Genomic DNA, 13,122 nt, shown 5'->3' on the forward strand with positions numbered 1-13,122 from the left:
GTTCACACCCGCGCAGAGCGGCACGGCAACCACCGGAATGGATGGCCCCGCGCACTGCGTCCTCGCTAGTGTTATTTCAAAAGGAATCTCCAACCACGATCCGAAGACCGAGGCCGGGGATGTCAACATATCTGGCGTTGACTTTTGGCACGCTGTTGAGTTCTCAAGGAACGGACGCTTCCTTCAGGCGGCTTTCACACCGGCCCTCCGGGCGCTTCGTTCTTTCGTGTCTCCAGCTTATCAGATGTTTTCCGTGCCGTTTCCGGCGCTTCCCTCATCCAACTCGCTGGCGTCTTCTGCGGCTTGACGCCCCGTCCGACGTTTCAAACTCTAGCCGAACCCCGCTCCGAAAAGCGAATCCGACCGCAATCCCCGAAAACAGGCACACCGAACAAACCCTGAGCCGGAACGCATCGAAACAAAACGCGACACGCCTCGGCCCGAACAGGGAAGAGGTGGTGTTTCAGAGGATTGGCCGCCCCGGGACCGTCCGCGCAGACGCGTGTCCGGTGCTCCCAGCCAGGCAGCTCGAAGAACACTAGACCTCTTGGGTGGCCGGGTCAAGCTCCGGGGTCCGTTCGGGGGATCCCTCCCCGGCCGGGAGCTGGAAGGCGAGGACCGCGACGTCGTCGTCGTGGTCGGAGCTCACCCCCATCGCCCGGAGCAGGCGGGAGCAGACGACGTCGGGGGCGCCGACCGCGCCGGCCAGGGTCCGGGCGAGGAGGTCCAGGCCCTGGTCGATGTCCTCGTCGCGGCGCTCGACCAGGCCGTCGGTGTAGAGGACGCCGGTGGTGCCGGGCAGCAGGCGGAGGGTGTGCGTGATGTGGACGCCTCCCCCGGTGCCCAGGGGCGGACCGTTCTGTTCCTCGCTGCGCAGGACGGTTCCGTCGGGGCAGCGCAGCAGTATCGGGAGGTGACCCGCGGAGGCGTAGCCGAGGGTGTGGCGCTGCGGGTCCCAGACGGCGTAGGTGCAGGTGGCGATCTGGTTGGCGTCGATCTCCATGGCGAGGCCGTCGAGCAGGCTCATCACCTTGTGCGGCGGGAGGTCGAGGCGGGCGTAGGCGCGGACGGCGGTGCGCAGCTGGCCCATGACGGCGGCGGCGCGCAGGCCGCGGCCCATCACGTCGCCGATCACCAGGGCGGTGCGGCCCCCGTCGACGGCGATGACGTCGTACCAGTCGCCCCCGACCGCGGCGTCGGCACCGCCCGGCTGGTAGGTGGCGGCGACCCGGAGGCCGGCCGGCTGGTCGAGCTTCTGCGGGAGGAGGCTGCGCTGGAGGGTGACGGCCGCCTCGCGCTGGCGGCGTTCGGCCTCGCGGAGCCGGGCGGCGGCGAGGACCTGGTCGGTGACCTCGGCGGCGAAGACCAGGACGCCGGTGGTGGGGTCGTGGGTGGCGGGGACGGCCGCGACGGGCTCGTCCGGGCCGGTGCGGACCGGGTCGCGGGTGAGCGGGACGCAGGAGACGTTGTAGTAGCGGTTGCCGGTGAGGCCGAGGATGCAGCGGGCCTTGACGCTGCGGGGGCTGCCGCCGCGGATCACCTGGTCCATGAGCGGCAGGACGCCGAGGGTGCCGAGCTCGGGCAGCGCGTCGCAGGCCGGCAGGCCGGTGGGGCGCTCGCCGAAGAGTTCGCGGTAGGCGCGGTTGGCGTAGCCGAGCTGGTGCAGCGGGCCGTAGGTGACCGCGACCGGGGCGGGGATCCGGTTAAGGACCTCGCGGAGGTCCTGGGGCCGGTGGGGGTCGAGCACTCCGGTGGGGTCGAGGGCGTCCGGGGTGTCGGCCGGTCCGGCGGGGCCGGTGGGATCACGGGGGCCGGGCACCACGACGGCGTCGCCGCACGGCGTGCCGCGTCCGGTGGCGGCCCCGGACGGCGGGGTGGCACGCCACGGGACTCCGGTGAGCCGGGCGCTCCAGCGCATGAGGTTCAAACGACGGCCGCTTCCTCGGGTTCCGGGCATATCATCACTTTTTGTGCACTCGTCAGCACACGGGGTAATGACTCGGTCGGGCAGATCCTGTCAGGCGGAGGCCCGATTCCGGAAGTCGTCCGCGCCAGGCCCGGTCGTCGGGTCCGTCCGGAGGCCTCCTCCGTACTCCGATCGGGTGGCCCCGGGTCACCCGCCGGAGTGGCTCACACGGGCCGCTCGCCGGCCGCCTCCGGCAGGTCGGGGCGGCCGATCGGGACGACCTCGCGGGAGAAGAGTCCGGCCAGCGCCCAGTCCACCAGGACCCGCACCCGCCGCTCGCCGCTCGGCAGCCGTCGCAGGTGGCGGGCCCGGTGCAGCCACCAGGCGCGGCGGCCGGTGAGCCGTCCGCCGCGCCTGGTGTGCGCGACCGCCCGGCCGAGACCCAGCGAGGTGGAGCAGGCCGGGGCCTCGGGCCGGTACGCGGTGATGCCCGGCGCGTGCGGCCCGCCCTCCAGCGCGACGAGCACGTTGGCGGCCAGCAGCTCGGCCTGGGCGAAGGCGTGCTGGGCGTTCGGCGCGCACGGCGCCCCGTCCGCGCGGGGGTCGGGCACCGCGGCGCAGTCCCCGGCCGCCCAGGCCCCCGGGAGCGCGCGGCCGTCCGGGCCGAGCACCTGGAGGGTGGGCAGACAGCGGACCCGGCCGGCGGTGTCCAGTGGCAGATCGGTGTCGCGCAGCAGCGGGTTCGGACGGATCCCGGCCGTCCAGACCAGGGTGCGGGCGGCGAAGCGGCTGCCGTCGGAGAGCGTCATCACTCCTCCGGCGGCCGACTCCAGGGTGGTGCGGAGCCGGACGTCGACGCTGCGTTCGCGCAGCTGGGCCAGGGTGTGGTCGGCGAGTTCCGGGGACTCCTCGGCGAGGATCCGGCCGGTGGCCTCGACCAGCACCCAGCGCAGGTCGTCGGGGGTGATGTTGTGGTGGCCGCGGACCGCGTACCTGGCCATGTCCTCCAGTTCGCCGAGCGCGCCGACGCCCGCGTAGCCGGCCCCGACGAAGACGAAGGTGAGCGCCGCCTGGCGGAGCGCGGGGTCACGGGTGGTGGCGGCCAGGTCGAGCTGCTCCAGGACGTGGTTGCGCAGGCCGACGGCCTCGCCGACGGTGGAGAAGCCGCGGCCGTGCTCGGCCAGCCCGGGCACCGACGCGGTGCGGGAGACCGAGCCGGGGGCGAGCACCAGGACGTCGTAGTCGAGCTCGACCGGCGCGGGCGGCTCACCCGGGGCGGCGGCGTCGGCCCAGGCCCGGCGGGTGGTGTGCTCGATCCGGGTGATCCGCGCGGTGAGCACCCTGCACCCGGTGAGTTCGCGGCGGAGCGGGACGACCACGTGACGGGGGTCGATGCTGCCGGCCGCGACCTCCGCGAGCAGCGGGTGGTAGGTGAGGTAGGCCTGCGGCTCGACCAGGGTGATACGGGCCTCCCCGCGGCGCAGCCGCTCGCGCAGGGCGCGCTGGAGGTGGAGCGCGGTGGACATGCCCGCACACCCTCCGCCGACGATCAGGATCCTGATGGCGCACCTCCCGTCCCGGGGGTCCGCCACCCGCCTTCGACCGGGCATGCCCCCATCACGACCCCCAATAAAGGACCGTCGGCGGCGTCTTGTCCACCATCCGTACCGTGACGGACGGGGCGGATCGCGCCGGGAGGGGACGGATGTGCTGCCGGGGTGAGTTTCTGACGCACTTTCGGCCGCGAACTGCGGTGAACTATGGTCGGATTGTGTGGCGGCGCGGCCACTGCCATGTCAACTGGCGGCGACGCACCGTGGAGCGGCCATTACGGCCAGTTCTAGTGTTGGCTGGGGAACCCGACTGCGGGACCGTGATCCGGGGAAGGGTAGTCCCCGGACAGGGCCCCGGACGGGCGCCGTTGTACCGGCCCGATCGCACCGATCGGACCGGCGGCGCCCGCCTGATCGGGGTCCGGGTGGTCCTGCGTACGGCCGCACCCACGGCCGGGCGTCACCTGGGCGGCACCACCAACGGCACGAGCGATGGGTCATCGGTCATTTCCTTCAGGCTTAGCTGCACCGGGGGGTGCAGGGGCGGGCGACGGCAGGGCCCGGAACCGGGTGCCTGCGGGGGAGAGTTGGGATGATGGAACAGGAGCGACTGTTGGGGCGAACGGGTGCGGCACACCCTGGCCAGGGTGTGGTGCCGGAGCAACGCGGCCCGGCCGAGGCGGCCGGGCCGCCCGGGGCGGGCGGAGTGCCGGGTCTCACCGGCGTCCCCGGACTGCCCGGCGGAGCGGGGCTGCACGGAGGATCCGGGCTGTCCGGTGGCTCCGGTCTGCCCGGCGGGTCCGGGCTGTCCGGTGGATCCGGGCTGCCCGCGAGTGCCGGGGCGTCCGGGACGGCGTACGCGGCGGTCCCGTACCGGGCCGGCGAGCTGACACCGGCCGGCGGGCCCCCGCCGGGGGCGCGGCTGCGGGTCGACGCCCGCCGGAACCTGGAGAGCGTGCTGCGTGCGGCGCGCGAGGTGTTCGGCGAGTTCGGCTACGGCGCGCCGATGGAGGAGGTGGCGCGGCGGGCCGGGGTCGGTGTCGGCACGGTGTACCGGCGCTTCCCGAGCAAGGAGGTGCTGGTCCAGCGGATCGCGGCCGAGGAGGTCGCGTGGCTGACGGCGCAGGCGCGCGAGTCGCTGTACGGCGGCTCGGGCGCGTGGGACGCGCTGGCCGGGTACCTGGCGCGCGCGGTGTCCACCGGGGCCGGGCGGCTGCTGCCGCCGGAGGCGTTCCGGTACGCGGAGGAGCTGGGGCGGGTGCCCGAGCAGCGCTCGCCGGAGGCCGCCGGTCCGGCCGGCGCGGGCACCGGTGGCGTGGGCCCCGGCGGCGGCGCGGGTAGCGCCGGTTCGGGCGGCGCGGGCGGCGGGTTCGGGCCGCCACGGTACGAGCCGTCGGCCGGCGCGGCCGTGGGCGCCGGGTACACCGCCGTCGGGACCTCCCCGGCGGAGAGCGAGGCGGCACTGGTCGCCGACGCCGACCCGCGGCTGCTGCTGCAGCTGCTCGCGGCGCTGGTGGCGCGCGCGGGTGCGGCCGGCGAGCTGCGGCCCGGCGTCACCGTCGCGGACGTGGTGCTGGTGCTGACGGCGTCCGTGCCGGTGCACGCCTGGCGCGGTGGTGCGGCGGGCGGCCCGGTTCCGGCGGCCTCCGGCGTGGCGGCGGGCCAGGTGCCCGGGGCGCTCGACGCCCCGCTGTCGGCGAGTGGTCGGCAGGCGGACGGTCAACCCGCCGAGGGCCCGTCCGACCGGCTGCTGCAGATCCTGCTGGACGGCCTGCGGGCCCGCTGAAGGTCACCGCACCGGACGGCCACCGTCCTGACGGGGCAAGGAGGTTGAGAACCGGGCTGCGCACGGGAACGGGTCGCGCGCCCGGAGCGACCGAGGTCACCCGGGACACCGGGCACGGGGCGAACACATCCGCGACGGCCCCACGGAAGAGTGGGTCACGGCCGGTCCGGCTACCGCCCAACTCTGCGCTATGCCATCCTTTGCCCGTGGTTGGAGCCAATGTCCCGATGCGCGCCGTTCGCGCGCTCTCGGCGCCGTGCAGCGGGGAATCGTGCGCCCACGCACTCCCGCGCGCCCTGCCACACTACGGGGGCTGTCGTGGAATCTGGGGACCGTTGTGAGCGCCGAGGAACAGAACGACCACGGCTACGGCCTCGACTTCGGACGGTCCGCCGGGGGCGGGCCCGACCGGAGCGCCGACGGCCCGGCCGGCGGCACCGGCGCGCCCGGCCACCTTCCGCCCGGCCACCTTCCGCCCGGCCACCTTCCGGCGGGCCAGGTCCCGGACCAGGCCGGGATGCCCAGCCGCGAGACGCTCTCCGCCTCCGCCGCCGCGCTCCCCCCGGGCCGGGTGCCGGGACAGGCCCCCGCCGGGCGCGGCGGAGTCGCCCCGGAGGCCTTCGTCGGCGCCGGCGCCCCGGTGCGGCCGACCGTGCCCGCGCCCGCCGATCCCGTCGACGGCGAACGCCCGCCGTCCGACGCCGAGTTGACGGCGCTCGTGCGGGCGGGGGACGACACCGCGTACGAGGAGATCTACCGCCGGCACGTCGACTCGGTCCGCCGCTACGCCCGGACCTGCTGCCGCGACAGCTTCACCGCCGAGGACCTGGCCGGTGAGGTGTTCGCCCGCACCCTGCAGGCGCTGAGGGCGGGCAAGGGACCCGAGTTCGCCGTCCGCGCCTATCTGCTGACCGCTGTGCGGAACGTCGCGGCGGCCTGGACCCGCAGTGAGCGGCGCGAGCAACTCGTCGACGACTTCAGCGTGTTCGCACAGACCTCGGCCGCCGTCGTCGACCTCGACCTGGCCGACCCGGGGGCCGACGCGTGGGCGATGGCGCTGGCCGACCAGCGCATGGTGATGCAGGCCTACGCCGAGCTGCCCGAGGACGACCGGATGGTGCTCTGGCACACCGAGGTCGAACGGGAGTCCCCGAAGACCGTCGCGGTGATGCTGGGCAAGACCGCCAACGCGACGGCCGTCCAGGCCCACCGGGCCCGAGACCGGCTCGCCGCCGGGTTCCTGCAGGCCCATGTCTCGGGCAGCCAGGAGCGGGACTGCGAGGCGTACGCCAACCGGCTCGGCGCGTACGCGCGGGGCTCGCTGCGCAAGCGTGCCTCGGCGGAGGTCGGGCGGCACCTCAAGGAGTGCGACCGGTGCACGGCCGCGTGCCTGGAGCTGGCCGAGATCAACCACGGGCTGCGCGCGCTGCTGCCCGGCGGGGTGCTGGTCTGGGTCGGCGTGGGCGGCTTCGGTGCCGCCGCGGCCGCCGTGGGTGGGGCGGCGGTGGTCGGCGGGGCGGCCGCCGGGACCGCGGCCGTCGCGGCGGGGGGCGCGGCGACGGGAGGCGCGGCGGCAGGAGGTGCGGCGGCGGGGGCGTCGGGTGCCGCCGGTTCGGCGGGCGGTGCCGCCGGAGGTGCGGGAGCCGCGGGCGCCGGGGCCTCCGGCGGGGCCGGCGGTGCCGGAGCGGGTGCGGCCGGGGAGGGCCTGGGCACCGCGGCCAAGGCCGGGATCGCCGCCGCCATCGCGGTGGCGGCGGCCGCCGTCGCCGCATACGCGCTCACCGGCTCGCCAGAGGCGAAGCCCCCGGCGGCGGCTCCCCCGGTCTCCGCCCCGGCCGCGCCCGCGCCGCCGGCCGCCGCACCCGCACCGCCCGCACTGCCCGCCCCGGAACCGGAACCGGACAGCGCCGAGCCGGAACCGGTGGAGGAGTCGGCGCCGCCCGCGCCGCCCGCGCCGGCGGGGCCCGGTGCGACGCCCAAGGCCCCGCCGTCACCCGCGCCGAGCACCTCACGGGCGACCACGGCGGCGCCGTCCCCGACGCCGAGGCCGACCAGGTCCACGGCGCCCGCCACACCGCCGCCCACCGTGCCGGTGGTGCCGCTGCCGAGCCTGCCCCCGTTGCCGACGCTGCCGACGCCGGAACTGCCGAAGCTGCCCACGCCCGAGCCGCCGGTGATCCCGACGCCCACCATCGCGCCGAGCGTGCCGCCGGTGATCCCGACGCCGCCGGTGCCGACCGACTTCTGGGCCGACGACCTGCCCGTGGTCAAGCCCGGCAACAACCGGGTGCCGCCGCCGCAGCCGAGCATCCGGCAGAAGGGGAGCGACTGGTTCTGGCAGCGGAACACCGTCTCGGTGGACGGCACCGAGTACCGGCACGGAATCACCGTGCACGCGCCCGCGACCACGCTGATCGACCTCAACCGCACCTGCACGTCCTTCGACGCGGTGGCCGGGGTGGACGACCTGACCGTGTCGATCGGGGGCGTCGTCTTCTCGGTGCAGGGCGGTGACGGGCGGACCCTGTGGAGTTCCCGGGCGCTGCGGGCCGGGGACCCGGCGGTGCCGGTGCACGTGCCGCTGGACGGGCAGAAGTCGATCCGGCTGGTGGTGACGCCGGTGAACGGCATCTGGTCGGCGCTGAGCGTCGCCGACTGGGCCGAGGCCCGCTTCAGGTGCGTCTGACCGGGCGGGCCGATCGGACGCGGCCGATCGGACGCCTCGTCCGCCGGGGCCGGGGCCTGGGTCGGGGCCTGGGTCGGGCGTGGAGAGCCCGGGCCGGCGAGGGCGGACGGTTGAAGCGGGCCTCGGGGGCGCGTGCCCGGGCTCAGACGGCGCAGGAGCCGTCCGCGCACGCCTCGCCCGCCGGGGCGACCTGCACCGGCGCGGGCCGGCGCTCGCCGATCTCGGTGGCGACCTGCTCCAGCACCCGGCTGAAGGTCTCGGCCTCCTGCCCGCCCTGGACGGCCCACTTGCCCTCGAAGACGAAGGTCGGCACGGCGGTGATCCCGATCTCGCGGGCCTCGGCCAGCTGGGCGCGGACCTCGGCGGTGCCCTCGTCACCCGCGAGGTAGGCGGTCACCCGGTCGCGGTCCAGACCGGCGGCGACGGCGACCTCGGTGAGCGCGGTGCGGTCGCCGACGTCCACGCCGTCGGTGAAGTGCGCCTTGAGCAGGGCCTCCTTGACCCGGCCCTGGGCGGCAGCGCCGTACTCGGTCTCGGCAAGGTGCAGCAGGCGGTGGCCGAGGAAGGTGTTGGCGTGCAGGGCGGCGTCGAAGTCGTAGGTGATGCCCTCGGTGCGGCCCAGCTCGGCGACCCGGGCGTCCATCGCGACGGACTGCGGGCCGTAGCGCTCGGCCAGCCACTCCCGGTGCGGGCTCGCCGTCGCCGGCGCGTCCGGCACCAGCTGGTACGGCCGGTAGACCACCTCGACGTTCTCCTTGCCCGAGAAGCTTTCGAGGGCCTGCTCGAACCGGCGCTTGCCGATGTAGCACCAGGGGCAGGCGATGTCGGAGTAGATCTCGACCTTCATGACGGGGGCTCCAGGGGAGGTGGGGTGGGCGTACGGTCCGAAGTCGGTGAACGATGAACCAACTCCGGACATTCCCGGCGGGCGCCCCGGTCCTGGCCGGTCCGGAGCCCCGGGTGCTCGAATCCGGACGCCTCCGCGGGCCCCCAGGTCCTATGGCCCTCGGGCCCTCAGACCTCAGCCGGGGCCGGGACGACCAGGACGGGGCAGGCCGCGTGGTGGACCAGGGCGCTGGTCACCGAGCCCAGCAGCAGGCGGGTGAAGCCGCCGTTGCCCCGGGTGCCCGCCACCACGGTGTGCTGGCGGGCCGAGGCGGCGAGCAGGACCTCGATCACGTTGCCGAGCACCACGTGGAGCGACAGCTCCGCCGTGCAGGGGTGGGGGCGGGCCTGCTGGACGGTGGCCACCGAGCGGCGCAGGCCGTCGGCCATCGACTCGACCAGGGTCTCCACGCTCTCCTGGACCAGCTCGGCCATCCCCGGGGGGTAGCCGGTGGGCGCGGGGTTGACCACGGCGAGCACGTACAGGGGCAGGCCGTGCGACTCCGCCTCGGTCATCGCCCGGTCCAGGGCCCAGAGCGAGCCGTCCGACCCGTCGCACGCGGCGAGCACCCCGGGCGGCCGCCCCGTCGGCGGCCGCCCCAGGACCGAGAGCACGACGGGGACGGACGGATCCGGGCTGGCACTGGTCACGACGGCCTCCGTGGGCAGGGGGAGGAGGGTGTCCCGCCATGATCGCCGCCCCACGCCGCCCCACAGCCGAGCCGCGCCGGGTGCCGAACGTGAGGCGCGGAGACGACAGGCCCCACAGGAAGTCGGACGGGCCGACTTTTCGCTCCGGAGGGGAGAGGTGGGGGGGGTAGGGCCGGTGAGGGTCGGAGAAAATACCTGGGGAAGAAATTATGTAGACCGGTCTACTGGATTTAGTGGGATTCGGTAGACCGGTCTGCATATTTGCGAGCGATGGCGGGGTCGGTGTGCACAGGAAGTCGGGCCCGCCGACTTCCTGTGCACACCCGTGAAGGTGAATGGGCGAGCCGGGTGGGTCGGGCCAGGAATTCAGGGATGGCCGGGTGGGGCTCGCACAGGAAGTCGGGCCCGCCGACTTCCTGTGCGAGCCGGCAGGGAAAGACGGGGTGAACTAAGTAGACCGGTCTGCATATTCGTAGCGGGGGTGGAGTGGATGTGCGCAGGAAGTCGGGTGGGCCGACTTCCTGCGCGGGCGAGAAGGGGCGGAGGGAGATAGGGAGGAAGATTAAGTAGACCGGTCTGCATATTTCTGCCGACGGGTGCAGGGGCAGGGCGGGTGGGGTGAGGCGGGGCCGGGGTGGGGTCAGGAGAAGCGGGAGGGGGCGAGGGCGGGGCGGGTGGGGTGGGGGAGGCCGGTCCAGCAGGCGCCGTGGCGGCGGGCGTGGACGCGGCGGAGCCAGAGTTCGGTGGCGACCAGGTCGGCGAGGCCGGCGAGGGCGGCGGGCGGGAGGGGGGCGGTCCGGTCGGCGGCCCGGGTGAGGGCGGTGCGGACGGCCGGGAGGTCGATGAGACCCGCCTCCGCGAGCAGGGGCGCGTCGAAGAGCTCGGCCAGGCCGTCGGCGGCGAGCCGGAGGCCGGCCCGGGCGGCGGCGGCGCGGTCGGGGCGGGGCGCGCGCCCCCAGTCGGACGGCAGGTCGGTGCGCCCGGCCCCCACCAGGACGGCGTGCAGCAGCGCCGGGCGGGCACCGGGCTGGAGCCGGACGTCGTCCGGGAGCAGCCGGGCGGCGCGCACCACCTGGTTGTCGAGGAAGGGCGCGTGCAGCCGTTGGCCGGGCTGCTCGGTCGCGTGCACCAGGGTGCGGAACCCGCGTGCGTGCCGGTGGAGGGCGTGCCGGGCCCGGTACGCGCCGGGGTGCTCCCCGGGCGCCGGTTCGCGCGCCGCCAGCCGGAGCCGCTGCGCGACGGACGAGAGCGCCTCGTCGGAGAGCCAGCGGGCGGCCGGCCCCGGGACCGCCCAGGCGAGGTCGTCCGCCGAGCGCGTGCCGGCCGTGCCGTCGCCGTCGGACGCGCGGCGCAGGGCCAGCCGCACGGCCGTGTCGTCGAGCGCGTCCGCGTACCGGATCCGGGCGAGCCGGTGGGCGGCGCGCAGCACGGTGAGCGGCGTCCGCAGGGCACCCGCCAGGACGCCGGCGGACGCCCGGTCGGCGCCCGCCAACGCGGCCACCGGGGAGAGGAGTTCGCGCGCCCGGCCGGACCGGACCAGGTCCGCCAGCCGGGCCGGGTGCCCGTCCAGGACCTGCCGGGCGCCGTAGCCGGTCAGGTGGTCGGCGCCGCCCGCCTCGAAGCGGGCCTCGGCCCACGCGGCGGTGACGAGTTCCGGCCCGGGTTCGTCGGTGAGCCGGCCGGCTGTCGGATCGGTGCGCAGCGCGGCGTACGGAAGGGTGTCCGGGCCGGGGGCGAGCACGGTGTGGCGCAGCCTCGGGAGGTCCGGGACGAGCGCCGGGGCCGGCGGAACGGGACCGGCCGCACCGGAACCGCCCGGTGCGCCCGGTCCCGCGGCCTCGCCGAAGGTGACGGCGGCGAGCTGTTCGGGCGCGGTCCGCGGCCGGGCGGTGCTGCGGCGGGCCCAGGAGCCCTTGACCGCCCCCGTCCGGGCGGTAGCCGCATCCGGGGCGCCCGGGGCAGGGCCGTCTCCGGGGGCGGGCACGGGAGGCAACGCGCCCCCGGCCGACGTTCCGCGCCCGGCGGGCCGTCCCGACTCGGCGGCCGGCGGTCCGGGCCGACGCGGCACGGCGGTGCCGGCGCCCGCGAGCGGGACGGCAGCGGCGAGCAGCGCGACGGTGGCGGACGCCGTCCCGTACGAGAGGTCGACGCCCAGCCGGGCACGCCCCGACGGACCGGGCACCGGCGGCGCGTACGGGCGGGGCACGGCCCCGGCCGGGCCGGTGCGCACCCGGAACCGGACCGACTCCAGCAGCGCCCGGGTGAGTTCCCGGACGGCCGCCGCCTCGCCGCGCCCGTACCCGCCGCCGCCCGGTTCGTCGTACCGGGACAGGTACGGCCGCCCGTCGCGGATGCCCAGCGCGTGCCCGGGCGGCACCCGCTGGACGCCCAGGTAGGGCGTGCCGGTGCCGAGGGCCTCCGGCGCCTCGGGGCAGGCCAGGCGGGCGGCGAGGTGGCCGGTGTCCAGCGGTGCGCCGACCAGGTCGGCGAGCGGCAGGGCGGCCGTGGCGTACGCGGTGCCCCCGGCCCACGGGGTGTGGAACACCGGCCGGACGCCCGCGAGGTCGGTGAGCAGCACGGTGGAGCGGGTGCCGCTGCGCAGCACCACGGTGTAGCTGCCCGGCCAGGCCGTGAGGTGGCGGACGGCGCCGCCGCGCGCGGCGGCCAGGCCGGCGGCGAGCTCCGCGTCGGTGGCACCGCAATGGCCGATCACCGCGAGCCGGACGGTGGCGGGGCCGGGCTCGACCGGGTCGGGTGCGGTGGGGCCGGTGGTGACCAGGGCGGGGGCACCGGGCCGGAGGGTGACCAGGCGGATCTCCTCGGGGCGCCAGTCGCCGACCGCCCAGAGCGGGTCGGGGCCGGGCCACAGGGGCCGGGCGGCGATCGGGGCGACCGCGCCGGCCGGCTCGGGGGCCGACGCACCGGGCCGGGGCGCGCCCGGCCGGGACGCAGCCGTGCACCAGCCCGTCAGCCACCGCATCACGCCTCCACCGGACGAGGACCTGCACCGCGCGGCGCGCCCGTTCCCGGGCGGTCCCCCATGGCCGGCCCGTGGCGCGCCGCGGCGGGCGCCCACCGTGATCCGGCGCGCCGTCAGAAGACATGGTGCCACCGGTTGCGCGTCCGGTGACCGGAGTTGTCGTTTCCGGTCCTCGCACGGGAGCAGCGGGCCGTGGTCCTGCGGCGGGGGCGGGGCGGCCGGGTGCGGGCCGGGCACGACGGCGGAGTGCCCGGACGGCACCGGCGGACGGCGATCCGGCAGCGGGGCGCCCGCAAGGGGCGCACGGACGAGACCCGCACGCGCGTCCACGGACAGGCAGCTCCACCTTGAACCACCGATCGTGGGACAGGGGTGGCCGGCGGCATGCAGGACCGGGGCGGGGGCGGGGCAGCGGGCCGTGGTCCTGCGGCAGAGGCAAGGCGGCCGGGTGCAGGGCCGACCCGGCACGACGGCCAGATGCCCGGGCGTTGCCGGCAGACGACGCCCGGCAGCAGGGACCTCGCACAGACGCAGGGACGAACCTCGCGCGTGCGTCCACGGGGAGGCGGCAGGATCCCGAGGCGTCGACCGTGCGCCCGGGGGCACGGCGGCCAGGTGCGGCGACGGTGCGGGGGCAGCGGGCCGCGGTCCTACGGCGGGGGCAAGGCGGCCGGG

The 13,122-nt window shown here is 76.3% G+C and carries 7 protein-coding genes and 1 pseudogene; 3 read left to right on the plus strand and 5 right to left on the minus strand.

Annotation, left to right across the window (positions count from 1 at the left end):
* Positions 1-307, plus strand: a 307-nt coding sequence (locus tag ACFCX4_RS02240) for a hypothetical protein (protein ID WP_376138147.1), incomplete at its 5' end; no start/stop codon positions are given.
* A gap of 279 nt (positions 308-586) precedes the next feature.
* Here ACFCX4_RS02240 and ACFCX4_RS02245 read toward each other — a convergent pair.
* Positions 587-1,927, minus strand: a pseudogene (locus tag ACFCX4_RS02245) (PP2C family protein-serine/threonine phosphatase); the annotation flags it as partial.
* A gap of 203 nt (positions 1,928-2,130) precedes the next feature.
* Positions 2,131-3,516 carry an NAD(P)/FAD-dependent oxidoreductase gene (locus ACFCX4_RS02250; protein WP_376138148.1) on the minus strand — a complete coding sequence of 462 codons (1,386 nt, stop codon included), beginning with the start codon at positions 3,514-3,516 and terminating at the stop codon, positions 2,131-2,133.
* 595 nt (positions 3,517-4,111) lie between these two features.
* On the opposite strand from ACFCX4_RS02250, the gene ACFCX4_RS02255 reads away from it, so the two are divergent.
* Together ACFCX4_RS02255 and ACFCX4_RS02260 are read left to right on the plus strand one after the other, a co-directional pair.
* Positions 4,112-5,245 carry a TetR/AcrR family transcriptional regulator gene (locus ACFCX4_RS02255; RefSeq protein WP_376138149.1) on the plus strand — a complete coding sequence of 378 codons (1,134 nt, stop codon included), beginning with the start codon at positions 4,112-4,114 and terminating at the stop codon, positions 5,243-5,245.
* Positions 5,246-5,582: 337 nt separating this feature from the next.
* Positions 5,583-7,931 (plus strand): sigma-70 family RNA polymerase sigma factor, encoded by a 2,349-nt coding sequence (locus ACFCX4_RS02260; protein ID WP_376138151.1) that lies wholly within the window; start codon positions 5,583-5,585, stop codon positions 7,929-7,931.
* 142 nt (positions 7,932-8,073) lie between these two features.
* Here the strand turns inward: ACFCX4_RS02260 and ACFCX4_RS02265 are convergent, their stop codons facing one another.
* The 3 genes from ACFCX4_RS02265 to ACFCX4_RS02275 all read right to left on the minus strand — a co-directional run bounded on the left by ACFCX4_RS02265 (position 8,074) and on the right by ACFCX4_RS02275 (position 12,447).
* Positions 8,074-8,778 (minus strand): DsbA family oxidoreductase, encoded by a 705-nt coding sequence (locus ACFCX4_RS02265; RefSeq protein WP_376138152.1) that lies wholly within the window; start codon positions 8,776-8,778, stop codon positions 8,074-8,076.
* Between the two features lie 167 nt (positions 8,779-8,945).
* Positions 8,946-9,467 carry a universal stress protein gene (locus ACFCX4_RS02270; RefSeq protein ID WP_376138153.1) on the minus strand — a complete coding sequence of 174 codons (522 nt, stop codon included), beginning with the start codon at positions 9,465-9,467 and terminating at the stop codon, positions 8,946-8,948.
* 640 nt (positions 9,468-10,107) lie between these two features.
* Positions 10,108-12,447, minus strand: a complete 2,340-nt coding sequence (locus tag ACFCX4_RS02275; protein ID WP_376138154.1) for an asparagine synthase-related protein — start codon at positions 12,445-12,447, stop codon at positions 10,108-10,110.
* Positions 12,448-13,122: the final 675 nt, after the last annotated feature.

It is taken from the genome of Kitasatospora sp. NPDC056327 (assembly GCF_042261735.1).
GTDB lineage: Bacteria > Actinomycetota > Actinomycetes > Streptomycetales > Streptomycetaceae > Kitasatospora.

Excerpts from the sequence above, each read along its gene's own strand:
- ACFCX4_RS02250 (WP_376138148.1), bottom strand. The coding sequence starts at position 3,516 with ATGCCCGGTCGAAGGCGGGTGGCGGACCCCCGGGACGGGAGGTGCGCC.
- ACFCX4_RS02265 (WP_376138152.1), bottom strand. The coding sequence starts at position 8,778 with ATGAAGGTCGAGATCTACTCCGACATCGCCTGCCCCTGGTGCTACATC.
- ACFCX4_RS02275 (WP_376138154.1), bottom strand. The coding sequence starts at position 12,447 with ATGCGGTGGCTGACGGGCTGGTGCACGGCTGCGTCCCGGCCGGGCGCG.